Source organism: Peteryoungia desertarenae, assembly GCF_005860795.2.
Lineage (GTDB): Bacteria > Pseudomonadota > Alphaproteobacteria > Rhizobiales > Rhizobiaceae > Allorhizobium > Allorhizobium desertarenae.
Genome location: NZ_CP058350.1, coordinates 732,117 through 755,495, shown reverse-complemented (window position 1 = coordinate 755,495; position 23,379 = coordinate 732,117). Strand labels below are relative to the sequence as shown.

Annotated in this window: 26 protein-coding genes; 16 read left to right on the top strand and 10 right to left on the bottom strand. The window is 56.6% G+C overall.

Features of this window, described 5'->3' with window-relative positions:
* The first annotated feature begins 60 nt into the window (after positions 1 to 60).
* A complete protein-coding gene (rpmF, locus tag FE840_RS03590) occupies positions 61 to 246 on the top strand; it encodes a 50S ribosomal protein L32 (protein WP_138287132.1) in 186 nt (61 codons plus the stop codon).
* 138 nt (positions 247 to 384) lie between these two features.
* The gene (locus FE840_RS03585) at positions 385 to 792 is read left to right on the top strand and encodes a hypothetical protein (protein WP_138287134.1); all 408 of its coding nucleotides are present in this window, start codon (positions 385 to 387) and stop codon (positions 790 to 792) included.
* A gap of 102 nt (positions 793 to 894) precedes the next feature.
* On the opposite strand, the gene phaR is transcribed toward FE840_RS03585, so the two are convergent.
* Positions 895 to 1,470 (bottom strand): polyhydroxyalkanoate synthesis repressor PhaR, encoded by a 576-nt coding sequence (phaR, locus tag FE840_RS03580; protein ID WP_138287136.1) that lies wholly within the window; start codon positions 1,468 to 1,470, stop codon positions 895 to 897.
* Positions 1,471 to 1,699: 229 nt separating this feature from the next.
* Here phaR and FE840_RS03575 point away from each other — a divergent pair, with 229 nt between their 5' ends.
* The 3 genes from FE840_RS03575 (at position 1,700) to FE840_RS21170 (ending at position 4,061) form a co-directional block, all read left to right on the top strand.
* Positions 1,700 to 2,881, top strand: coding sequence for an acetyl-CoA C-acetyltransferase (locus FE840_RS03575; RefSeq protein ID WP_138287137.1), 1,182 nt, complete (start codon positions 1,700 to 1,702; stop codon positions 2,879 to 2,881).
* 146 nt (positions 2,882 to 3,027) lie between these two features.
* On the top strand, positions 3,028 to 3,753 hold the full coding sequence (phbB, locus tag FE840_RS03570) for a beta-ketoacyl-ACP reductase (RefSeq protein ID WP_138287139.1): 726 nt from the start codon (positions 3,028 to 3,030) through the stop codon (positions 3,751 to 3,753).
* 77 nt (positions 3,754 to 3,830) lie between these two features.
* A complete protein-coding gene (locus FE840_RS21170; RefSeq protein ID WP_425502195.1) occupies positions 3,831 to 4,061 on the top strand; it encodes a YunG family protein in 231 nt (76 codons plus the stop codon).
* A 321-nt stretch (positions 4,062 to 4,382) separates the two neighbouring features.
* Here the strand turns inward: FE840_RS21170 and FE840_RS03565 are convergent, their stop codons facing one another.
* From FE840_RS03565 to FE840_RS03555, 3 genes are read right to left on the bottom strand one after another with little or no spacing between them, the layout of a single operon-like run.
* On the bottom strand, positions 4,383 to 4,637 hold the full coding sequence (locus FE840_RS03565) for a glycine zipper domain-containing protein (RefSeq protein WP_138287398.1): 255 nt from the start codon (positions 4,635 to 4,637) through the stop codon (positions 4,383 to 4,385).
* A gap of 24 nt (positions 4,638 to 4,661) precedes the next feature.
* Positions 4,662 to 4,814 (bottom strand): DUF3309 family protein, encoded by a 153-nt coding sequence (locus tag FE840_RS03560; protein WP_138287141.1) that lies wholly within the window; start codon positions 4,812 to 4,814, stop codon positions 4,662 to 4,664.
* Positions 4,815 to 4,826: 12 nt separating this feature from the next.
* Positions 4,827 to 5,825 carry an alpha/beta fold hydrolase gene (locus FE840_RS03555; RefSeq protein WP_138287143.1) on the bottom strand — a complete coding sequence of 333 codons (999 nt, stop codon included), beginning with the start codon at positions 5,823 to 5,825 and terminating at the stop codon, positions 4,827 to 4,829.
* Between the two features lie 393 nt (positions 5,826 to 6,218).
* Here FE840_RS03555 and FE840_RS03550 point away from each other — a divergent pair, with 393 nt between their 5' ends.
* From FE840_RS03550 to FE840_RS03535, 4 genes are all read left to right on the top strand, one after another.
* Complete coding sequence (locus FE840_RS03550; RefSeq protein ID WP_138287399.1) at positions 6,219 to 9,251, top strand: helicase-related protein; 3,033 nt, start codon at positions 6,219 to 6,221, stop codon at positions 9,249 to 9,251.
* A gap of 1 nt (position 9,252) precedes the next feature.
* Positions 9,253 to 9,666 carry an RNA-binding S4 domain-containing protein gene (locus FE840_RS03545; RefSeq protein WP_138287145.1) on the top strand — a complete coding sequence of 138 codons (414 nt, stop codon included), beginning with the start codon at positions 9,253 to 9,255 and terminating at the stop codon, positions 9,664 to 9,666.
* 184 nt (positions 9,667 to 9,850) lie between these two features.
* Positions 9,851 to 10,189 (top strand): ferredoxin FdxA, encoded by a 339-nt coding sequence (gene fdxA / locus FE840_RS03540; protein ID WP_138287146.1) that lies wholly within the window; start codon positions 9,851 to 9,853, stop codon positions 10,187 to 10,189.
* A gap of 394 nt (positions 10,190 to 10,583) precedes the next feature.
* On the top strand, positions 10,584 to 11,156 hold the full coding sequence (locus tag FE840_RS03535) for a CarD family transcriptional regulator (RefSeq protein WP_138287147.1): 573 nt from the start codon (positions 10,584 to 10,586) through the stop codon (positions 11,154 to 11,156).
* 151 nt (positions 11,157 to 11,307) lie between these two features.
* Here the strand turns inward: FE840_RS03535 and FE840_RS03530 are convergent, their stop codons facing one another.
* The 3 genes from FE840_RS03530 to FE840_RS03520 all read right to left on the bottom strand — a co-directional run bounded on the left by FE840_RS03530 (position 11,308) and on the right by FE840_RS03520 (position 15,506).
* Positions 11,308 to 12,036, bottom strand: coding sequence for a Bax inhibitor-1/YccA family protein (locus FE840_RS03530; protein WP_138287149.1), 729 nt, complete (start codon positions 12,034 to 12,036; stop codon positions 11,308 to 11,310).
* Positions 12,037 to 12,249: 213 nt separating this feature from the next.
* Positions 12,250 to 14,796: an ABC transporter permease gene (locus FE840_RS03525; RefSeq protein ID WP_138287151.1), complete on the bottom strand. Its 2,547-nt coding sequence runs from the start codon at positions 14,794 to 14,796 to the stop codon at positions 12,250 to 12,252.
* The gene (locus tag FE840_RS03520) at positions 14,793 to 15,506 is read right to left on the bottom strand and encodes an ABC transporter ATP-binding protein (protein ID WP_138287153.1); all 714 of its coding nucleotides are present in this window, start codon (positions 15,504 to 15,506) and stop codon (positions 14,793 to 14,795) included. Before FE840_RS03520 ends, FE840_RS03525 begins: the two co-directional genes overlap by 4 nt.
* Before the next feature lie 76 nt (positions 15,507 to 15,582).
* On the opposite strand from FE840_RS03520, the gene FE840_RS03515 reads away from it, so the two are divergent.
* Both FE840_RS03515 and thpR read left to right on the top strand, forming a co-directional pair.
* Complete coding sequence (locus tag FE840_RS03515) at positions 15,583 to 16,230, top strand: arylesterase (protein ID WP_138287155.1); 648 nt, start codon at positions 15,583 to 15,585, stop codon at positions 16,228 to 16,230.
* Between the two features lie 66 nt (positions 16,231 to 16,296).
* Complete coding sequence (thpR, locus tag FE840_RS03510) at positions 16,297 to 16,890, top strand: RNA 2',3'-cyclic phosphodiesterase (RefSeq protein WP_138287157.1); 594 nt, start codon at positions 16,297 to 16,299, stop codon at positions 16,888 to 16,890.
* Here thpR and FE840_RS03505 read toward each other — a convergent pair.
* Positions 16,852 to 17,304: a low molecular weight protein-tyrosine-phosphatase gene (locus tag FE840_RS03505; protein WP_343058639.1), complete on the bottom strand. Its 453-nt coding sequence runs from the start codon at positions 17,302 to 17,304 to the stop codon at positions 16,852 to 16,854. The genes thpR and FE840_RS03505 overlap by 39 nt on opposite strands.
* Positions 17,305 to 17,330: 26 nt before the next feature.
* Between FE840_RS03505 and FE840_RS03500 the strand changes: the two genes are divergently transcribed.
* From FE840_RS03500 to rlmN, 4 genes are all read left to right on the top strand, one after another.
* The gene (locus FE840_RS03500; RefSeq protein WP_138287159.1) at positions 17,331 to 17,630 is read left to right on the top strand and encodes a 4a-hydroxytetrahydrobiopterin dehydratase; all 300 of its coding nucleotides are present in this window, start codon (positions 17,331 to 17,333) and stop codon (positions 17,628 to 17,630) included.
* A 65-nt stretch (positions 17,631 to 17,695) separates the two neighbouring features.
* Entirely contained in the window at positions 17,696 to 18,085 is a 390-nt protein-coding gene (locus tag FE840_RS03495; protein ID WP_138287161.1) for a YkvA family protein, read from the top strand.
* Between the two features lie 264 nt (positions 18,086 to 18,349).
* The gene (locus FE840_RS03490; protein WP_171033688.1) at positions 18,350 to 18,853 is read left to right on the top strand and encodes an invasion associated locus B family protein; all 504 of its coding nucleotides are present in this window, start codon (positions 18,350 to 18,352) and stop codon (positions 18,851 to 18,853) included.
* A gap of 231 nt (positions 18,854 to 19,084) precedes the next feature.
* Positions 19,085 to 20,323 (top strand): dual-specificity RNA methyltransferase RlmN, encoded by a 1,239-nt coding sequence (gene rlmN / locus FE840_RS03485; RefSeq protein ID WP_138287162.1) that lies wholly within the window; start codon positions 19,085 to 19,087, stop codon positions 20,321 to 20,323.
* Between the two features lie 35 nt (positions 20,324 to 20,358).
* Here the strand turns inward: rlmN and FE840_RS03480 are convergent, their stop codons facing one another.
* Complete coding sequence (locus FE840_RS03480) at positions 20,359 to 21,000, bottom strand: LysE family translocator (protein WP_138287164.1); 642 nt, start codon at positions 20,998 to 21,000, stop codon at positions 20,359 to 20,361.
* Between the two features lie 73 nt (positions 21,001 to 21,073).
* Complete coding sequence (locus tag FE840_RS03475; protein ID WP_138287166.1) at positions 21,074 to 21,937, bottom strand: SDR family NAD(P)-dependent oxidoreductase; 864 nt, start codon at positions 21,935 to 21,937, stop codon at positions 21,074 to 21,076.
* A 183-nt stretch (positions 21,938 to 22,120) separates the two neighbouring features.
* Here FE840_RS03475 and FE840_RS03470 point away from each other — a divergent pair, with 183 nt between their 5' ends.
* Positions 22,121 to 23,344: an argininosuccinate synthase gene (locus tag FE840_RS03470; protein ID WP_138287167.1), complete on the top strand. Its 1,224-nt coding sequence runs from the start codon at positions 22,121 to 22,123 to the stop codon at positions 23,342 to 23,344.
* Positions 23,345 to 23,379 lie beyond the last annotated feature (35 nt).

The following is a 23,379-nucleotide window of genomic DNA, read 5'->3' as shown; positions in this document are numbered from 1 at the left end:
GACTGTCCGGCCTCAATGAGGCCGACAAAACTGTTTTGCCCGTCACGTGGAGTAACGAAAATGGCTGTACCAAAAAGAAAAACAAGCCCGTCCAAGCGCGGTATGCGTCGCTCTGCAGACGGTCTGAAGGCTTCTACCTATGTGGAAGACAAGAACTCTGGCGAACTTCGCCGCCCGCATCATATCGACCTTAAGACCGGTATGTATCGCGGTCGTCAGGTGCTGACGCCCAAGGAAAACGTATAACATCGACTTGTGCAGTTTTGTTTGAAAAGGCCGGCTTTTTGTCGGCCTTTTCTTTTTAGCGAAGCCTACCTCAGTATATCCGACACAATTCAGATGCTGATATAGTCCAAGACCAATCACCATCTGAAAGGATTCTTGATGTTCGCTGCCGTCCCGCTGATGATTATACCGCTGATCCTCTACAATCTGGTGATGATCGGCTTCTTCGGAGGAGGGGGTATCGCGGCGCTGTCCGCAACAGTCTTCTCCGTATCCATGCTGTCCGGTGCGATATGGTCTCTCACCCTGGCAGATGTGCTGGTGATCGTGGCATTGCTGCTGCTGTTCATCGAAATCCTCAAGGCGACATCCAATGCATCAGGATCACTCCTCAATCACATGCTTTCAATGCTGGTGTTCATCGGATTTCTGGTCGAGTTCCTTCTGGTCCGCGATGCAGCGACACAGATCTTCTTTATCCTCATGCTGATCGCACTGATCGATGTGGTCGCCGGTTTCTCGATCTCGATCAGATCCGCCAGCCGCGATGTGTCGATCGGTCTTTGACACATGAAAACCTAGTCGGCTGCAGACAAGCACCATCCCGCCGTGCAGCTTACGGTCGATGATGCCGGATAAAGAGGACTTGAAGCCGCTAAAGATGCAGTTCTAGAGGCTGTCGAGCTTGTTCTGCAAGTTCCGCAGCTGTTCCTTCAGTTCGTCAATGTCCTTCGCTTCCGCCTTGCGCGTCTCCTTGGGCGGTTGGGCGCCCAGGAAAGGAGAGAACATGTTCATCGCCTGCTGAAACATCTCCGTGTTCCGCTTGACCTGTTCTTCCATCAACTGCATCGGCACATGAAGGTTCTTGGAAAGCGGCGTCTCGCCAAAGGCAGTGGTCATCTGTTCACGGAACTGGGCTTGCTGTTCCGTAAATGCCTTCATCGAGTGTTCGAGGAAGCTCGGCACGACCATTTGCATCTGGTCGCCATAATAGCTGATCAACTGACGCAAAAACGAGATTGGGAGTAGAGTATTCCCGGTCTTGGATTCCTGTTCGAATATGATCTGGGTTAGAACAGAGTGCGTGATGTCTTCGCCGCTCTTGGCATCCTGGACGGTGAACTCCTCTCCCTTCTTCACCATCTTCGCCAGATCCTCCAGCGTCACGTAGGTGCTCGTGCCCGTATTGTAGAGGCGCCGGTTGGCATATTTCTTGATCACGATCTCGCCATCGGCTTTTGCCATGCTCAGTCTCCTAACCCCGTCCAATTTCGTCAATTTTTTTGCTCTTCCCGCAATGAATGTAAGCGCAAATGAAGTGCGGTGACAATCTCTTTGTGCGTTGCAAGACCGGCAATTGACGAAAGTCACGAGCCTGCAACCAAAGAAGGAAAGGTTGGTGTCGATGGCGTTTGACAGCGGGGACAACCTTTGTCAGTTTCGTCTCAACATCGAAGAGTTGGAGGAAATATCCATGAGCAGCCCATCCATCGTAATCGCAAGTGCAGCTAGAACGCCGGTTGGCTCATTCAACGGTGCGTTTGCCAATGTTGCCGCCCATGATCTGGGCGCTGTCGCTATCAAGGGGGTGCTGGACCGCGCCGGGGTTGATGCTGCGGAAGTGGACGAAGTCATTCTTGGACAAATTCTGACGGCAGGGGCCGGCCAGAACCCGGCGCGTCAGGCGGCCATGAAGGCAGGTATTCCGCAAGAAGCGACCGCCTGGGGCATGAATCAGCTTTGCGGTTCCGGTTTGCGCGCCGTGGCCCTGGGTATGCAGCAGATCGCGACAGGCGATGCCAAGATCATCGTCGCCGGCGGACAGGAATCCATGTCGATGGCACCGCATTGCGCCCATCTGCGCGGCGGCACGAAGATGGGCGACCTCAAGATGATCGATACAATGATCAAGGATGGTCTGACCGATGCCTTCTACGGCTATCACATGGGAACGACTGCGGAGAATGTCGCGCGTCAGTGGCAGTTGTCCCGCGATGAGCAGGATGCTTTTGCGGTCGCTTCGCAAAACAAGGCAGAGGCTGCCCAGCTTGCAGGTCGCTTCAAGGATGAGATCGTTCCAGTTGTCGTCCCCGGTCGTAAGGGCGACGTGACGGTTGATGCCGATGAATACATCCGCCATGGCGCGACGCTGGACAGCATGACGAAGCTGAAACCTGCTTTCGACAAGGAGGGAACGGTTACTGCCGGCAATGCTTCGGGCATCAATGACGGGGCGGCCGCTGCACTTCTGATGACAGAAGCGGAGGCATCACGGCGCGGTATCACACCGCTGGTCCGTATCGTTTCCTGGGCTACTGCAGGTGTCGACCCGAAGATCATGGGTACCGGACCAATTCCGGCCTCCCGCAAGGCACTCGAGAAGGCTGGGTGGAAGGTGTCCGATCTCGACCTGGTTGAGGCGAATGAGGCTTTCGCCGCCCAAGCCTGCGCGGTCAACAAGGACCTTGGCTGGGATACGTCGATCGTGAACGTCAACGGCGGCGCGATCGCTATAGGTCACCCTGTAGGTGCTTCGGGTGCTCGCGTCCTCAATACGCTGGTGTTCGAGATGAAGCGTCGTGGCGCGAAGAAGGGTCTGGCAACCCTTTGCATCGGTGGCGGCATGGGCATTGCCATGTGTGTTGAGGCTTTCTGATCTGACGACGGCGAAACTGGGCTGACAATGCCGGCCAGGAGGGTTCATGCGGTGCACGGCCTCAAGGTGCGAATCGTCAGCCCGGGTCAACGCGACTTGGCAAACGCGACACGTGCAACTGCAACAACAAAAAGGGGAGGAATGACATGAGCAGAGTGGCACTCGTGACAGGGGGTACACGCGGCATCGGGGCGGCAATCTCGGTAGCTCTCAAGGAAGCCGGCTACAAGGTGGCGGCAAACTATGCCGGCAATGACGAGAAGGCAAAAGCTTTTGAAGCCGAAACCGGCATCTCCGTCTTCAAGTGGGATGTTTCGAACTATCAGGCTTGCGCTGACGGGATTGCGCAGGTCGAGGCGGCGCTGGGGCCGATCGAGGTGCTTGTCAACAATGCCGGCATTACCCGCGATGCCATGTTCCACAAGATGTCGCCGGAGCAGTGGAACGAGGTGATCGGTACGAATCTGACGGGTCTCTTCAACATGACGCATCCGGTGTGGAGCGGCATGAGAGACCGCAGCTTTGGCCGGATCATCAACATCTCCTCGATCAATGGTCAGAAGGGTCAGATGGGCCAGGCCAATTACTCCGCAGCCAAGGCTGGTGATCTGGGCTTCACCAAAGCGCTTGCCCAAGAGGGTGCTGCCAAGGGCATTACCGTCAATGCGATCTGCCCTGGTTACATTGGAACCGAGATGGTCCGCGCCATTCCGGAAAAGGTACTGAACGAGCGCATCATCCCGCAGATCCCGGTTGGTCGTCTAGGCGAGCCGGAAGAGATTGCACGCTGCGTTGTCTTCCTTGCCTCCGACGATGCCGGCTTCATCACCGGCTCCACAATCTCCGCCAATGGTGGCCAGTTCTTCGTCTAACCGACGAAGAGGCTCTGACTTAGAGGCCGGCCTTGCGCCGGCCTTGTTCGTTCTCGGGCAGCAGCATGGCTTATTAGATTGTCGATCTCGAGAAATTTGCCGACCGGCTTACCAAAGCTTGGTCGCGCGAGACCTCCAGCCTTTGGTCATTAGGCAATCCGGCGAGGGGGCAGTGTGGTGTCACCAGCCTCGTCGTACAGGACGTGTTTGGCGGGCTGATCTTGAAGACGCCACTTCCGCAGGGACCGCACTTCTACAACTCTATTGATGGTCGCCGCTTCGACTTCACGGCGGATCAGTTTCATTAACCGATCGAGTACCACGATTTACCTTCGGACCGGGACGAAGCGATGTCCGATACCAATCCGGCACAGTATCGTGCCTTGCGTGAGAGACTCGGGCTTCCTGTTAAGGATTGAACTCTGGAATCGGGGACGAAATTCTTAATATCCACCACGCCCTATGGTTAACTATTTGTTATTCCACAATATGTAGTCGTGAACAAACCGGGAAGATGCTTCGGTGCGCGATTCGTCGTCGATTCGTTCCGGCTTTGGCCTAGACGTTAATGCCAGCAACGAAAAGCCGCCGAACCGCGCGGTCCGACGGCTTTTGGGAAAATGCCAAACTCAGCGGCAGCGCGCTTCGTAGGTGCGGTCGTAGCGGTCGCGATAGATGCAGTATCCTGCGCGCTCCTGCGACTGGCCGACAAGGGCACCAGCAACGCCGCCGACTGCTGCGCCGACTGCTGCGCCACGAACATCACCAGTTGCGATACCGCCGATGGCAGCACCCGATGCCGCGCCGATGGAGGCGCCGCGTTCGGTCGCGGTGCATGCGGCCAGTGGGGAAATCAGTGCGAGAACGAGAAGCGTTTTTTTCATCATCTTGTACCTTTCGACGGTCTGTTAAATTCGCCCCATCAGCATCAGGATGATGATGATGAGCAGTATCAGTCCCAAGCCACCTGACGGTCCATATCCCCAGCCCCGGCTATACCCCCAACTCGGCAGGGCGCCGATCAGAAGCAGAATGAGAATGATGACGATAATCGTGTTCATGGGGACCCTCTCCTAACCTTGCGTCATTGCGCGACGAGGTGCTCTCAGAACGCCATCAGATTGGCTTTGTTCCGTCTTCCCGGGCTGGTGCAGCACCTGACCATCTTGCAGTTCCAAATCTGTCAGTCTGAAAGTCGCGCCAATTGCCGCGTCACGAAATCCCCTGGAGCCGGGTGGGCTGCGCAGAAAGCCTTCGATCAGGGTGTCGGTCATTTCGCGGTGCTCAACCATCGGCAGATGTCCGCAATTTCGCAGGATCACAGTCTGCGCTCCGGCGATCAGTCGAGACAGTCGCAACTGATGGGGAGGGGGTACGATTTCGTCATTGGCCCCGATGATGTTCAAGACAGGTTTGGCGACTGATGACAGTTCCTGCAGGAGCGAGGTGCTGGACATGAACTGGATGCAGGCTGCAATCTCATCTGGTCTCGCCCGCAGCAAATGGTGGCGGACTGCGTCCATTGTCCGGATCGCTATCTCATCTTCCCATGGACATGACTTGTCGAAGACGCATTCGATCGAGCCCCAGCGAAAACGTTCGCTGGTCGCTGTCCAGCGCCTGAAGAATTGGCGAAAAAGCAGAGGACCGAGATGGGGTATTCGCAGAAGCCTTGCGGCTAAGCGCTCCTGACCGTCAAAGCGACCACAGGCGAATGCCCCAATCAGGACAATAGACTTCACCAGATCCGGATGGGCCAGTGCCAGGAGCAGGGCGGTAAACCCGCCTGTGGAATGACCGATCAGGACAACCGGTTTGCCGTCGAAGTCTCGCCTGATCGCTGCAGCGAGCTGATCCGTCAACATTTCACGGGTGATTGCCGTTTGCGCCCCCTCCAGAAGCCATGGCGCATGGCCAGGTAAAGGATAGGCCACCGTCGCGCCTCTCCTCGTAATTGGAGGCGCATAGGTTTGCCAGAAACAGGGTGCCATCACCATGCCATGCAGGAGGACATAGCGTTCCTCGCCGGGTTCTTGACTGATCCAGGTGGCTGGCGGTGGGCTCGGTTTCATCTGTCGTCCTTCGCCGCTGCAAACGTGTCGATTTACCAGATTGTTCCGGCGTAGCGGCGTCAGACATGTCCGAAAGCTTGGACTTGGGTGATTCAGGATATAGTGCATCAGATCATTGATGCTGGCGATATCTAGCCGTGAACAAAACCTGAATCGGCGGGAGTCAACGATTCGTCGCCGATTCGTTCGCTCAGTGTTCCAGGCTCCTGCGCGGGACCGGAAAACTGATTCTGTTCAAGGATTTGGGCTGCTTTTTTTGAGCCATCCGGTTTCCCGGCTTGCCTTTGCCTTAGTTCATCGCCATGTGTTGCGGCAGGGTCAGGAGGACCTGGAGGCTCAACTCCTTCAGGCTGGTGATCCTCAATAGCGGAGCGGTCATTGAACACCCACCCCATGATCCTGAGCGGTCGCAGCGTCACAGCTGTGCTGGGACCGACGAATACCGGCAAGACGCACTATGCGATCGAGCGGATGGTTGCCCATGGCTCAGGCATTATCGGCCTGCCACTTCGCCTGCTGGCGCGAGAGGTCTATACACGGGTTGCCGAACGGGTGGGGCCGCAGAATGTGGCCTTGGTGACGGGGGAGGAAAAGATCAGTCCTCCGAATGCCCGCTTTTCGGTCTGTACTGTCGAAGCGATGCCGAGGGAGACCAAAGCTTCCTTTGTCGCCATCGATGAGATCCAGCTGGCCGGGGACCTTGAGCGCGGTCATATCTTCACGGATCGACTTCTCAATCTGCGAGGGCGCGACGAAACGCTGCTTCTCGGCTCGGCGACGATGAAGCCGATCCTGCTGCAACTGTTGCCAGGGATCACCATCGTAGAAAGGCCGCGACTGTCGCAGCTCTTTTATGCCGGTCAGAAGAAGATCACCCGCCTTCCGCAGCGAACTGCGATTGTCGCCTTCTCGGCTGATGAGGTTTACGCCATTGCCGAGTTGATCCGACGTCAGCGCGGTGGCGCCGCCGTCGTCCTGGGGGCGCTCAGCCCACGCACGCGAAATGCCCAGGTCGGTCTCTATCAAGAGGGTGACGTTGAGTATCTTGTGGCAACTGACGCCATAGGCATGGGACTGAATCTCGATGTCGATCATGTCGCTTTTGCTCAGGATCGCAAATTCGACGGTTACCAGTTCCGCAATCTGAACCCGGGCGAGCTTGGCCAGATTGCCGGACGCGCAGGTCGGCACCTCAAGGATGGGACATTCGGTGTCACGGGACGGGTTGACCCATTTGACGACGAACTTGTTGAGCGGTTGCAGTCGCACGAGTTTGACAACGTCAAGGTTTTACAGTGGCGCTCTGCTCAATTCGATTTTTCGTCTGTTTCAGCGCTCCAGCGCAGTCTTGATGCCGCGCCTCGCGTTGAGGGTCTCACACGTGCCTTGCCAGCGATCGACCAGCAGGCTCTGGAGTTTCTTGCTCGCTACCCGGAAATCATCGATCTCGCTGATCGGCCTGATCGAGTCGAAACACTGTGGGAAGCCTGTGCGCTTCCTGATTATCGCCGCATAACGCCTGCACAACATGCAGATCTGATTCAGAGCCTTTTTTTCGATCTCGTGCGTTATGGTACCGTGAACGAGGATTTCCTCGCTGAGCAGGTCCGCCGGGCAGATCGTACCGATGGTGAAATCGATACCTTGTCAGCGCGTATTGCGCAGATCAGAACATGGACTTATGTGTCGAACCGGCCAGGCTGGCTTGCCGATCCGACACACTGGCAAGAAAAGACGCGGGAAATCGAAGATCGATTGTCCGATGCGCTACATGAACGGTTGACGAAACGCTTTGTTGATCGCAGGACATCTGTGCTCATGAAGCGCTTGAGAGAGAATGCGATGTTGGAAGCTGAAATCAGTGTGAACGGCGATGTCTTCGTAGAAGGCCATGCCATGGGTCAACTTGCCGGTTTCCGGTTCACGCCGATCTCTGGGACAGAGGGGTCTGATGCGAAGGCCGTTCTCGCTGCCGCGTATAAGGCACTTGCGCTGGAATTCGAAGCACGTGCTGCGCGGCTCCATGCGTCAGGAAATGGCGATCTCGCGATCAGTTCCGATGGTTTGGTGCGTTGGCTTGGCGATCCCGTGGCGCGACTTTCCGGCACCGATCACATGTTGCATCCCCGCGTTATCCTGCTTGCTGATGAGCAGTTGTCGGGCACCGCACGTGATCACGTGGTTGCCCGCATCGAACGTTTCGTCAATCACCATATCTCGACGGTCCTGAAGCCGCTCGATGATTTATCGCGTGCGGAAGACCTCCAGGGTCTCGCCAAGGGATTGGCATTCCAGCTCGTTGAAAATCTCGGCGTGCTTTTCCGTCGCGATGTTGCCGATGATGTAAAGACGCTCGATCAGGATGCGCGCGCATCAATGCGTCGTTATGGAGTACGCTTCGGTGCTTATCACATCTTCATGCCGGCTCTGCTCAAGCCTGCTCCGGCCGAGCTCATTACACTGCTCTGGGCCTTGAAGAACGACGGCCTGGACAAGCCCGGTTATGGCGATCTCATTCCAATTCTGGCTGCCGGTCGTACGTCAGTCGTAACGGATACCAGCTTCGAGCGGACCTTTTACAAGCTTGCCGGTTTCCGCTTCCTTGGTAAGCGCGCCGTTCGAATTGACATTCTTGAGCGGCTTGCCGATCTCATTCGCCCACTTCTCCAGTGGAAACCCGGCACAAGCGCGCGTCCTGAGGGGGCGTATGACGGGCGCCGCTTTACAACGACGACGGCAATGCTGTCCATTCTGGGCGCCACGCCGGATGATATGGAAGAGATTTTGAAAGGGCTGGGTTATCGGGCTGACAGCGTGACGGCTGAAGAAGCCGCGGCATTCCTCGCTGCCCAGTCGCCGTCCGCTTCAGCAGCCGCTGATAACGCCACTGCCGCCGATGATGCGGAGGCCGATGATGCGGACAAGGAGGATGCTGGCGATGCCTCTGCTGTGGTTGATGAGGGGCAGAAGCCCGTAGACGTTTCGCAGGATGTGACGCCGGCAGCCGCTATCGTCGATGCTGCACTTGGCGAAGATCAAGCGCCGGCTGAGCCGAAGCCAGTCCTGTTGTGGCGTCCGGGCGGACGCAATGACAACCAGCGTGGTGGTGCTCGTCAACCTGACCGTCGTGGCCAGGGCCAGCGTGCACAGGGCGATGCGCGTACAGACGGGCGCAGTGAAGGGCGCCGCGACGAGCGCGCTCGCGACAATCGCAAGGAGCAGTTCGGCAAGAACCGTGACCGTGACAGCAACAAGGGTGGCTTCAGTGGCAAGGGCGACCGAAACGATCGCGGACCTCGACCGGACCGGGATACAAAGGCTCAAGGCAACCGTTTTGAAGCCAAGCCACCGCGCAAGGAAAAGCCCGTGGATCCGGACTCACCCTTCGCAAAGCTTGCCGCGCTCAAGGAGCAGATGAAGAAGTGAGATGAGCCAGGAAGCGGCACAGAGCGGTTCGCGCCAGCGCATCGACAAGTGGCTCTTCTTTGCCCGTGTCACCAAATCCAGAAGTCTTGCCCAGGAGCGTGTGGCTGCCGGTCATGTCAAGGTCAACGGCCAGACGGTGCGCCAACCGAGCCATCTCTTGAAGGCTGGGGACAAAATTGAGGTTGCGCTTGAGCGGCGCGATCTTGTTCTGGTCGTGGTAGCGCCCGGAGAGCGCCGAGGACCTTACGAAGAAGCAAGGCGTCTTTACGAAGATCTGACACCAGCTCCCTCCGAGCAGGAGAAACTGTCAGCGTTAGATCAAGCCGTGAGAGCTCCCGGCGCCGGCAGGCCGACCAAGCGTGAGCGGCGTGCGTTGGATGAATTCCGCTCCCGAAACGACTGGCTGGAGGATTAGAAAAATCTCTTCTCCTGCGGCTCAATGGCGAATTGTTTATCCTTGCCATGGCGTTTAGAACGCAGTAGCTCACAAGCCTGTATAAAATTTCCAACCGGGTGGTCGGATATCCGACGCCCCTGCTCAGTCGGTTCGAATGAGATTCACCCTGAGCCGGACCCGAGACGCCCTTCTGGAGTGCTGCATGACCTATATCGTCACTGACAACTGTATTCGCTGCAAGTATACGGATTGCGTGGAAGTCTGCCCGGTTGATTGTTTCTATGAGGGTGAAAACTTCCTCGTAATCCATCCCGACGAGTGCATTGACTGCGGCGTGTGTGAGCCGGAATGTCCCGCCGAGGCGATCAAGCCCGACACCGAGCCGGGGCTCGACAAGTGGCTGAAGATCAATACCGAATTCGCGAAGATCTGGCCCAACATCACCGTCAAGAAGGAGCCCATGCCTGAGGCCAAGGAGATGGACGGAGTTGAAGGGAAGTATGAACTCTACTTCTCTGAAAAGCCCGGCTCTGGTGATTGATTGCTACAGGGACGGCCCTCGGTCTGTGGCTCCACCCAAATGGTCCACTGTTTGCCCATGGCTTTCCTTCTTTGTGCCGCTGATTCGTCACGTGCAAGGCGCGATGCAGTAAAATATTGATTTCCGCGTCTTTTTGTGCTAGCTTATTAAAACTGTTCCACTTTGCGGCATAGATATGCCCTGAACCATCACGAAAGCACACTTACAACCAACCGCGGTGTCCGTGACATTAACGACGTTCATGTGTCGTGTCGCTGTCGCGATGGTCGTTATGTTTGCGCGTGACGGGCTGGATCAGGATGGAGTGACCTGACGGTTTCCCCCGTCTCATCCGGGCCTGACCGACCCGGCGCCGGCAGAAAGCCGGAAGCAAAACAGGGAGTTTTTGACTAGAATGACGACCCAGCAGAAGAAATCCCCCACGCGCCATGGTTTCAAGACAGGCGAGTCGATCGTTTATCCGGCACATGGTGTGGGTACCATCAGCGCTATCGAAGAGCAAGAAGTCGCTGGCATGAAGCTTGAGCTTTTCGTGATCGATTTCGAAAAAGACAAGATGCGTCTGAAAGTTCCTGTCGCAAAAGCTGTCAGCATCGGCATGCGCAAGCTGTCCGAGACGGACTTTGTTGATCGCGCGCTCAAGGTCGTGCAGGGCAAGGCTCGCGTCAAGCGGACCATGTGGTCCCGTCGTGCGCAGGAGTATGACGCGAAGATCAATTCCGGTGACCTGATTTCGATCGCTGAGGTGGTGCGCGATCTCTATCGTGCTGAAAACCAGCCGGAACAGTCCTATTCCGAGCGCCAGCTTTACGAAGCTGCCCTCGACCGGATGGCGCGTGAGATTGCAGCTGTCAACAAGATGTCCGAGACCGAGGCTGTGCGTCTCGTAGAGGTTAATCTTGCCAAGGGCCCCAAGCGTGGCAAGACGCTTGACGAGGACGATGCGCAGGAAGAAGAAGCCGCATAATTTTGCAGCTGCTCTTATAAGACTATTTGCAAAACCTCCGGTTCCCGCCGGAGGTTTTTCTTTGTTCGCCTAAGGTTATCCCCTTTTGTTGGGCAATAGGCACAAAAAACCCCGCCGGAGCGGGGTTCAGATCGTTTGATGATGCTCTTGATCAGTTGCGATTTCCAAGGAAACGCAGCAGGAACAGGAACAGGTTGATGAAGTCCAGATAGAGCTTCAAGGCGCCCATGATCGCGTTTCGACCTGCAATCTCGCTTGAAGCGGATTCATGGTAGGATTCCTTGATGGCTTGCGTGTCATAGGCCGTCAGACCGGCAAAAATCAGAACACCAATGACCGAGATCGCGAAATCGAGCGCGGAGGACGCCATAAACAGATTCACCAGCGATGCAATGATAAGACCGAACAGACCCATCATCAGGAACGAGCCCATGGCCGACAGATCACGCTTGGTCGTGTAGCCATAAAGCGACAGCGCACCAAAGGAAGCCGCTGTCACGAAGAATGTCTGTACAATGCTAGCGCCGGTATAGATGAGGAAGATCGACGACAGGGACAGGCCCATGAGTGCAGCATAGACCCAAAAGGTTGTCTGCGCCGCCGCCACGCTCATCTTGTGAATGCGAAAGCTCAAGAAAAACACCATTGCAAGCGGGGCCAGAATGACCACCCAACGCAGAGGCGAGCCGTAAATCGCCTGGGCAAAAGCGGGGCTGGAAACCGCCATCTGGAAGGTTGCAAAAGCCGCGATGCCGGTGATCGCAAGGCCGAGCGCCATGAGGTTGTAAACCTTGAGCATATAGGCGCGCAGACCTTCGTCGATCATCTGGGCCGACTGGCTTTGGCCCGCCCGGCTTTGATAGTTACGAAGTTCAGACATCTTTTCCTCTTTTGAAGCTCCGAGGGTTGTCAACGGGTGACCCGGCGCCGCTGCGGAGTTCAGCATGCGTAGTAAGAATATGAGGTTTTAAGGCTCCAGCCACAAGGCCCGGTACCTTAATTCGATGTAATAGTTGATGCTTCGTATGCCTTGGAGATGCTTGAGATGAGGAGCAGGGAGGTCCATAAGCCGGACACTCCCTGCTTATTGGTCTTATAGCTCCCTGAGGATTGGAGCTGCTTTTTGTCCCAGGATACGCCAGGTGCCCGCCAGTCCTACACCGATGGTCACGACCAGTGCCAAAGCAAGAGTCATAGCGGCAACATCTGGCAGGAAGTTTGACGGCAGGTTCATGATCTGGCTCAAGACGAACCACGCTATGCCACCTCCTGCGATAAGGGCAAATACGGCGGTTGCTGCGCCCAGAAGCAAGTATTCATAGGTGAAGGCGCGAATGAGCATAGATCGGGTCGCCCCGAGTGTCTTCAGCACCACCGCGTCGTGGGTGCGGGCCCGGTTGCCGGCTGCGAGTGCTCCCGACAGAACCAGGACCGATGCAATCAAAGCAATCGCTGCTGCGGCCCGTATCGCCGTTGCAAGTTGCCCGACTACTCGGTCCACCACCTCAAGAGCGTCCTTTACGCGCACGGTCGTAATGGTCGGGAAGGTTTGCGTAACGGACCGCAGTATGGCTGCCTCTTCTGCGGCTGTTGCATCGCCATCAATCAGGGTTGCGAGCCAGGCATGCGGAGCACCAGCAAAGGTATTGGGAGAGAAAACCATCACGAAGTTCATGGACAGGCTTTCCCATTCAACGGAACGGAAGTTGGCGATCCGGGCCGTGATGTTGCGACCAAGCACATTGACCGTAATCGTGTCGCCGATCTTCAGGCCAAGTTCACTGGCTTCCTGTGCCGAGAACGAGACCAGCGGCTCACCGGTATAGTCGGGTGCCCACCAGCTTCCTTCGGTAACGGCGCTGTTTTCTGGCACATTCTGCGCATAGGTCAGGCCTCGATCGCCTCGTAGAACCCAACGTCCTTCTGGCGGAACATCGACCTTGGCAACGTCAACGCCGTTCAGTTCGAGGATGCGGCCTCTCAGCATGGGTACTTCGATCAGTTTGCCTTCAGGTGCCTGTCCCTCGACGAGTGTTCTGAAGGCATCGATTTCCGACCCCTGAATGTCGACAAAGAAGAAGTTGGGAGCGCGTTCGGGAAGATTGCCGGTCAGTTCTCGCCTCAGGTTTCCGTCAATGAGAGCGAGCGCAACGAGCAGTGTCAAACCGAGACCAAGTGACAGCGTCACTGCGGGCGTCAGAGCGCCGGGACGGTGAATATTGCCGATCGCGAGCCGTAGTGCTGCGGAGTGAACGACGGGGCTGCGGCGTGCTGCCATAGCAATCACATAAGCGACAGCGCGCAGCAAGATGAAGCCACCGGCCATCGCTGCCAGAAAGATTGTCGCGATTCTCTGCTGTTCAGACGTAAAGATTGCGAGGGCTGCAAGAAGCGCAAGTGCGATACCTGTTGCCAGAACATAAGGCCAAGACGGAAGCCCGGTTGTGTCAAACCCCTGTTCCCTGAAGAGCGCCGTCGCCGGAACCTTGCGGGCGTGACCGAGAGGCAAGATCGCAAAGGCAAGCGTTACCAGAACACCAAACATGGCTGCCAGCAAGAGAGCCCTTGGGTAAAGCGTTGGCTCGGCTGAGATCGGCAATATGCCCGACAAGTAGCTTGCGGCAGCAATCGGTGCGATAGCACCCAGGATAAGACCAAATCCAATGCCAATTGCAGCGACCAGCGTGATCTGGATCAGATAGACCATGACCACCACGGCGGCAGGTGCACCTACACATTTCAGCGTTGCAATAACTGTTCGCTTTGAATCGAGGAAGGCACGCACGGCATTGGCGACACCAACGCCGCCAACGACGAGTGCCGTAAGGCCAACCAAGGTAAGGAACTGCGAGAAGCGTTCTATGTTTTCGGTCAGTGCAGGCGCTGCCCGGTCGCTTCCCCTGATGGACCAACCCGCACTCGGAAACTGGTCCTGCGCCTGCTTACGGATCTGCTCGGTGGTCATTGCCTGATCGTCAAGCCTGATCTTATAGGCATGCTCAACTAGGCTTCCCGTTGCAATCAGGCCCGAGGATTGGAGGCCCGCTCTGCTCGTCAAGAACCTTGGAGCGAAACCAAAGCCATCGGAAATCGAGTCCGGCTCTGTCACGATGGAGGCCGTGATCCGGAAGCGGGCGTTCCCAAGCAGGATCTCGTCACCTACCTGCATCCCCATCCGCTCCAGCAACAGTGGAGCTGCGACTGCACCCCAAACACCGTCGCGTTCTGCCAAAAGATCAGAAAGCGGCAAGTCGGGGTCTGCGACAAAGGTGCCATAAAGGGGATATTCCTGATCGACTGCCTTAACCTCGACCAGAGACTGGTCTGAGCCGTCCGGCAACCGAGCCATGGATCGCAACCCGGTTGAGACCGAGACAGTGCCCATGCTTTCAAGGAAACGGAGTTCGTCTGCATCCGCTTCTCGATTGTCCAGTTCAAAGCGAATGTCACCTGCCAGAAGCGTGCGGCCTTCAGAGGAAATAGCCTCGGTGATCGCCATGGAAACAGAATTGACCGCTGCGATTGCGGCTGTTCCAAGTGCTATACAGGCTAGAAAAATGTAGAAACCCTTCAGGCCGCCTCGCAGCTCGCGCAGAGCAATGCGGAAGGCCACCTTGATCTTTTGCAGGGAGCCGTTCATGCGCTCAACGTCTCCTGGACTTTTTTCAATGGCACGCTGTCACCTGCAATACGACCTGAGGCAACGCGGATCTGGCGAGAGCAGCGCGCTGCCAGTGAAGGGTCATGGGTGACAAGGACAAGTGTCATCCCGCGTTCGGCCTGCTTGTTGAACAAGAGATCTGCAATTTGACGGCCCGTATCGGTGTCGAGATTACCCGTCGGCTCATCCGCAATCAGGACTGCGGGGGAAGGAGCCAATGCCCGTGCTATGGCAACGCGCTGTTGTTCGCCACCGGACAGCTGACCCGGATAATGGTTGAGCCGTTCGCCCAGACCGACAGCTTCCAACTCCCGACGAGCGATGTCGAAGGCACCTGTCGTATTGGCCAGCTCAAGCGGAACCGCAACATTTTCAAGAGCCGTCATGTTCGCGATCAAGTGAAAGGACTGAAACACGATCCCGATGTTCTTGCCGCGGAAATCGGCAAGAGCGTCTTCGCTGAGCTTGTGCAGCGGTGTATCGTTGACATTGATTTCGCCGCTGTCGAGCTGCTCCAGGCCGGCGAGAACCATCAATAGGGTTGATTTGCCTGAACCGGAGGGGCCGACGATGCCTACAGCTTCGCCGGCAGAAATGGAAAGATCAATGTTTTTCAAAACATGGACGGACGCCGCTGCATTGCCCAAGGTCAAATCAGCATTTTTCAGTTCGATGATGGTTTTTCTCACACTCAGCCGTCCTATATGAGACCCGGGTCAGGCCTATGATCCGATGTACATTGTTGGCAGATCTAGGGAAGGCAATATGAATTTTAAAGCTGCGCTTCTTCATTTAGCCGTGATTATGGTCGCCTTTTCCGGCGGATATCGCTTTGCACAGGCGGAAACCGTCAAGCTCGTAGGGCTCGGTGACAGTCTCATGGCTGGCTATCAGCTACCGCAGGAAGATGCACTCCCTGCCCAGCTCGAGCGGGAACTCCGAGCCAAGGGCCACGACGTCACCATTACCAATGCGGGGGTTTCAGGCGATACAACGGCGGGGGGATTGTCGAGGGTCGACTGGTCCGTCCCGGATGATACGGATGGTGTGATCCTGGAACTTGGAGCCAATGATGCGCTTCGAGGGATCCCTCCGGCCCAGACGGAGCGCAATCTTGATGCGATCCTGCAACGCCTCACTGAACGGAAAGTGCAGGTTCTTCTGGTTGGCATGTTGGCGCCTCCCAACATGGGCGATCAGTATGCAGAAGAATTCAATGCGATTTATCCCAGGTTGGCTGAGAAATACGGCATACCGCTCTACCCCTTCATTCTCGATGGCGTTGTCACTCAGGCCAATCTCTTGCTGGAGGATGGCATGCATCCGAACACTGAAGGCCTTGCGGTGATGGCCGATCGAATGCTTCCGAAAGTCGAGGAGCTCTTGGCACGGATTGAGCAGGCGCAAAAATAAGCCCTTGCGCCCGAGGTCCATGCATGATTCGCTGTTCGCATCTGCAAGAGATTCGGGGAGCTCGCCATGCCGAGATTGTTCACTGCCCTCGAAATTCCGCGCAATGCGGCCATGAGCCTCTCATTGCTTCGCGGCGGTCTCCCTGGAGCGCGTTGGATCGATGTCGAGAATTACCACATCACACTGAGGTTCATCGGTGACGTCGACGGTCGTACTGCCGACGAAGTTGTTGATCGCCTGGACCGGATCGACCGGCCTGAGTTTCAGTTAAGCCTGAACGGTATCGGCTCGTTCGGTTCGAAGAAGCCGCATTCGATATGGGCGGGTGTTACGCCGGCCCCCGAACTCTTTGCGTTACAGGGGGAGATCGAGCGCATCTGCCAGAGGATCGGACTGCCCCCGGATCCGCGCAAATTCGTTCCGCATGTGACCCTTGCGCGGCTCAAGGTGAGCCGCGTTGACGAAGTTGTACACTACCTATCGGGCCGCAGTGACTTCCAGTCTCTGCCGTTCTTGGTGTCGCGCTTCGTCCTGCTCTCCTCGCGTGATTCCGTGGGTGGTGGACCCTATCTGACGGAAGAGGTCTTTCCGCTTCACGAGCCCCGCTCCGCCTCCAGCTTCTCAAACAGGGCTTCGCAACCCGAAAAGATCATGCTGTAGACCGCTTCGAACCCGATTGCTATCTCCGTGATAGGGGTCTGGTATATCAAAACTCTGGCCGTGGGTGAGAGTCGAAAACAGGTGAAGCCGTTCGCGATCCAGCGGTTTTGCCAAGGCAGACAACGTTTCCAGGTTCGCCTTGTCCATGGCGACTACCAGATCATGATTGGCGAAATCTGCTTCTGCAAACTGTCTTGCCCTCTGTCTGCTGATGTCGATTCCGTTGCATCTTGCGACGGCTATTGCCCGGGGGTCGGGGGGATTGCCTTTATGCCAACCGCCAATTCCTGCCGATGATACCCTATAGCTTCGTTTTGCTAAGCTTGTTCCGGCCAGATGGCGAAATACACCTTCCGCTAGCGGAGACCGACAGATGTTGCCAAGGCAGACAAACTGAATTGAAATGTCATCCATGATACACACCTTCGGAGGGCAGTGCCATGAGGCCTGAGAAACTCGATCCTGGCTCAATTGCCGAACAGCTCGAAAATCTCGCCGCGTGGCGCCTTTCACAAGATGGCGATGCGATTAGCAAGCAGTTTGTCTTCGTGAACTTCCGCGCAGCTTTCGGTTTCATGGCCGAGGTTGCACTGGCTGCAGAGAAGCTCGATCACCATCCTGAATGGTCGAATGTCTATCGCCAGGTCGATGTCCGCCTGACAACACATTCGGCGGGAGGCCTGACGGAACTGGATTTCAAACTGGCACATTACATGGACGAAGCCGCTGGAACGAATTGAACTTGGTCCTCGTGCCCACCATATCTTTGGCTGCAATTGCCACCTTGCCAGGAAAGGAGCCCGCGATGGATGACGTCAAGATTGGTGAGATACTCCTGCCCGGCGATGAGGAAACGCAGGAACGGCAGGAAGCGCGTGTTCGCAACCGCTTCTGGCCAACTTTCAAGAGCGCAATCAGCCGTCTTCCGTTCGCGCGTGATGTTGTGGCCGCCTATTACTGCGCGATCGACCGAGAAACGCCCCTGCGGGTCCGGGGTATCCTGCTGGCAGCGCTTGGCTATTTCGTTCTACCCTTTGATACAGTGCCGGATATTCTCGCTTTTGTCGGCTTCACGGATGACATCGCAGTGCTGACGACTGCGGTTGCTCTCATCAACGGTCACATCAAGCAGCGACATTACGATGCTGCAGACGATGCCTTGCGTGACGAGGATCATCGGGCCTTTGACGGTTAATTGATCTGCCGTGATCAGTCCTCCAGTGTTAGCCAAACTCTCGCCCGATTCCTTCTTTCTACATCGCAAAACGGTCGAGATTTGCTGAACGTCAGGACCGTCAAAGAGGCTTATCCGAGCCATTTGGGCTTTGTGTTTTGGTGAAGAAACCGCTGCCTGTTCATGATTTGGTAAGGTAAATTAAGTCATACTGAAGTAAGGTTTGACAATGAACGTCCGCTCCTTTGTGGTCGGACGATGGATGGAAACAACCGGTAGGAAGACATGTTCGTAAGAAGTAGCGTAACCGCACTGGCACTCATCCTGGCAAGCAGCGGCATCGCGTCCGCACAATCACCGACACGCATTGAACAGTTCAATGCTTGGGGAGCCTATTCGTATAAGTCCAACGGCGGAACCGTGTGTTACGTGCTCTCGGTGCCTACGGCAAAGGAACCTCAGAACGTCAACCATGGCGATATTTTTTTCGTGGTGACACAGCGGCCTGGCCAGAACATCTCCTATGAACCGCAGGCGATGATGGGCTATCCCATGCGACCGGATTCTAAGGTCAATGTGACGATCGACTCGAAGACCTTTGTTCTGTTTGTGAAGGACTCTTCCGCGTGGGTGGAGAATGCGGCTGAAGAGCCCGCAATGGTGGCTGCCATGAGGGCAGGAAAGTCCATGACAGTGAAAGCAACCTCTGCACGGGGTACTGCAACGACCTATACCTATTCGCTGTCTGGCATCACGGCTGCTCTCAACAAGATCGAAGACTGCAAGTAGGAACTGGCAACAGCCAAGCGAGAAGGGGTCGCTTCGGTCGACCCCTTTTGCTTTTCAGGGCCAATGCCTCGCTTTGCCAATAGGTGACGAGCGGCGAAAAAGCTGCTATTGGGCCGACACTAATAGGCTTTGCGGTGTTTGTCCGCATCAAAATGTCCCGAATTCATACATCGCCACAGGATCAAGGCACTGCCAAGCGAGCAGGGCGCTGTCTGTGGCAAGAGGTTGCCCATGTCGCTGACTGAAATCGTTTCCGAGCGTCCCCGCCCGGCTCCGGCCATCAACAGGTCCGTTGCCGGTGAAAAGCCGAGCCTGATCGGATTGGATCGTGATGAACTTGCGACGGCACTGCGCGAGAAGGGCGTTCCGGATAAGCAGATCAAGATGCGTGTCGCTCAGATCTGGAACTGGATCTATGTGCGTGGCGTCTCGGATTTCGATGCCATGGCGAATGTCTCGAAGGATATGCGTGAGATGCTCAAGACGCATTTCACAATTGCCCGCCCCGAGATTGTCGAAGAGCAGATCTCCAATGATGGCACTAGAAAGTGGCTACTCCGCTTTCCCCCGCGTGGTGCCGGTCGACCGGTCGAGGTTGAAAGCGTCTACATTCCGGAAGAAGGCCGTGGAACCTTGTGCATCTCAAGTCAGGTTGGTTGCACGCTGACCTGTACCTTCTGTCACACGGGAACGCAGAAGCTCGTCAGGAACCTGACGGCAGAAGAAATTCTTTCCCAGCTGTTGCTCGCCCGCGACCGGCTGGGTGACTTTCCTGATCGCGACGTGCCCCAGGGCGGTATGGTGCCTTCCAGCGACCGCAAAGTCACGAATATCGTGATGATGGGAATGGGAGAGCCGCTTTATAATTTCGAAGAGGTCAAGAAAGCTCTCCTGATCGCCTCCGATGGCGACGGGCTGTCGCTCTCCAAGCGTCGCATCACGCTGTCGACCTCCGGTGTTGTTCCGGAAATCTACCGCACGGGTGACGAAATCGGCGTCATGCTGGCGATCTCGCTGCATGCGGTGCGCGATGATCTGCGCGACCTTTTGGTTCCGATCAACAAGAAGTATCCGCTCAAGGATCTGATCGAAGCCTGTCGGCGCTACCCGGGACTTTCGAACGCCAGGCGCATCACCTTCGAATATGTGATGCTGAAAGATGTGAACGACAGTCTGGAAGATGCCAAGGGGCTGATACAGCTGTTGAAGGGCATACCAGCGAAGATCAACCTGATCCCCTTCAATCCCTGGCCGGGAACCAACTACCAGTGTTCAGACTGGGAACAGATCGAGAAGTTTGCCGATTTCATCAATGCCGCTGGTTACGCCTCGCCGATCCGGACCCCGCGCGGTCGTGATATTCTGGCGGCTTGCGGGCAGCTCAAGTCCGAATCCGAGCGCATGCGGAAGACGGAAAGACTGGTTTTCGAGGCCATGATGATCGCCAATCACGGCGCAGATGATGATTGAAGGAACATGGTGGGTCAAGCAGACCCGCCTTCTGCCTACCTCGCTTGCGTCATGAAGATTTTCACCGCGAAAATGGAGAAGACGCCGGCAAAGGTGTAATCGATGCCGCGCAGAACCTTGCGGTTATTCTGCAGCCAGTTCGACATGAAATCCGCGCCATAGACGATGCCGATCCCGATCGGCAGCGACAGGATGATCGACCAGAGGCCCAGGAAGATTAGCTTGCCTGTCACGTTCGGGTCGGTGGCGGTGACGAATTGCGGCAGGAAGGTCATGAAGAAGATGATGACCTTCGGGTTCAGGAGATTGACCCAGAGCCCGTTGAGGAAGGCGCCCTTCTTCGATACAACCGCCGCCCCGTCCGCTTTAATCACGAAATTCGAGCCGTGCCGGATCGCCTGTAGCGCCAGCCAGAGAAGGTAGGCAGCTCCGCCGGTTTTCAGCAACAAGAACGCCGTTGGTGAGGCAACGATCAGTGCCGAAATCCCGAAGGCGACGAGCATCGTGTGGATCGCAATGCCGAAACTGGTTCCGGCGAGCGTCATAAGCCCGATGCCCCGCCCGTCCCGCAATGAGCGGCTGATCCAGAGCGTCATGTCGGGTCCGGGTGTGATAGCCAAGAGCAGGAGGGCCACGCTGAAGGCGAGGAAGACGGGAAGGCTCGGCAGAAAGTCCATTGGAGGCACCACATCAAAAGGTCCGCAGGATGCCGTAGCGCGATCCTGTCATCCTCATTCATTAGCTCGCAGCCTATTGTTTGGGAAGAGAGAGATAGGTCTTGAAGGCGTCCGTAAACTCCGGATGCCAGCGCGATAGCGGAGGCCGGTTTTCGGTGATATCCCCCGCAGCCCAGGCAATGCGCTTTTCGTCCAGCGCGCGGGTCACTTCGTTATCCGGGCAGAGGATGTAAAAATCGCCCCGGTCCAGGCATTCCAGCATGAACGCGACAGTCTCTTCGGCGGTCCAGGCGCCCTCTGGTTTCTCGGTGCGACCATTGGCCGTCAGAGCTGTAAAGACAAAGCCGGGGATGAGCAGATGTGCCGTGACATTACAGTCTGGCGTATTGCGAAGTTCATGTTGCAAGGCCTCGGTAAACGCCTTCACGCCTGCCTTCGAAATATTGTATGCGGGATCGCCGGGCGGTGTGGTGATGCCCTGTTTTGACCCGGTGTTGATGATCAGTGCGGGCTCCTTGTGGGCTATCATGCCGGGGCCGAAGGTGCGGGCACCGTTGACCACGCCCATCAGGTTTACGGCCAGAATGTTTTCCCAGGCGGCCTGTGGCCCGAACAGGCTGCTCCCCGGCTGGATGCCTGCATTGTTCATCATAAGATGAACACGACCAAACCTCTGGATCACGGCTCGCTCAAGCGCTTCGAGGTCATCCAGTTTCGAAACGTCTGTCTCAATGGCTGCAATGTCCGACTGAGGATTTGCCGAAAGGGCTGCGACCTCTTCGGATGCTGTTGCGAGGCGGTCGCCTCCCAGATCGCCAAGCACAACTGCCATTCCCTTCCCGGCGCAGGCCTTTGCCATCGCCAAACCAATGCCGGATGCGGCGCCGGTGATGACGGCCACATTGCCGGACTTCATGACGGTTTGGAGCTTAGACATGACGGGTGTCCCTTCCTTGGATGGTCTTGTTGAATCGGGATATGGCAGCAGGCAAGCACAAGTCAAACCGGCTTCGGTCGATCCACTTCCCCTTGCACCGTGCAGGAAACCAGCTAAAAGTGCCCAAAACCAAGGGGCCGGGTTGGGCGGCCTCATGCTCGCAGTAAAACGGAAATCTCCCTCATGGCTCTTCCAAAAGACGTAAAGAAAGTTGTTCTCGCCTATTCCGGCGGTCTTGATACTTCGATCATCCTGAAATGGTTGCAGACCGAACTCGGTGCTGAAGTGGTGACCTTCACTGCCGATCTCGGCCAGGGCGAAGAGCTCGAGCCGGCGCGCAAGAAGGCGGAGATGCTCGGCATCAACGAGATTTTCATTGAGGATGTGCGCGAGGAGTTCGTCCGCGATTTCGTCTTCCCTATGTTCCGCGCCAATGCCGTTTATGAAGGTGTCTACCTGCTTGGCACTTCGATTGCCCGTCCGCTGATCTCCAAGCATCTGATCGACATCGCCAAGAAGACCGGCGCAGACGCGATCGCGCATGGCGCCACCGGCAAGGGCAATGACCAGGTCCGTTTCGAGCTGTCGGCCTATGCGTTGAACCCCGATATCAAGATCATCGCGCCCTGGCGCGACTGGGCCTTCAAAAGCCGCACGGATCTCCTGAACTTCGCCGAACAGCACCAGATCCCGGTTGCCAAGGACAAGAAGGGCGAGGCGCCATTCTCGGTCGACGCCAACCTGCTGCATTCCTCCTCCGAGGGCAAGGTTCTCGAAGATCCCGCCCAGGAAGCACCGGAATACGTGCATATGCGGACGATTTCGCCGGAAGCTGCACCGGACAAGGCCACCATCATCAAGGTCGGTTTCCGCAAGGGCGACGCCTGCTCGATTAATGGCGTCGAGATGAGCCCGGCCACGCTGCTAGCCGAACTCAACAATTATGGCCGCGACAACGGCATCGGCCGCCTCGACCTCGTCGAGAACCGCTTTGTCGGCATGAAGTCGCGCGGCGTTTATGAGACACCCGGCGGCACGATCCTTCTCGCCGCGCACCGTGCGATCGAGTCGATCACGCTCGACCGGGGTGCTGCCCACCTCAAGGATGAGCTGATGCCGCGTTACGCCGAGCTTATCTACTACGGCTTCTGGTTCTCGCCGGAGCGCGAAATGCTGCAGGCACTGATCGACAAGAGCCAGGAGCATGTGGAAGGCGAAGTGACGCTAAAGCTCTACAAGGGCAATGTCATGGTCATAGGCCGTGAATCCGCAAAGTCGCTCTATTCCGACAAGCTGGTGACCTTCGAGGACGACCAGGGCGCCTATGATCAGAAGGATGCAGCAGGCTTCATCAAGCTGAATGCGCTTCGCCTGCGCACGCTCGCCAAGCGCAATCTCGGCGGCTGATATCCGGCTGACGACCTGAAGGCTCGTCTTCCCGA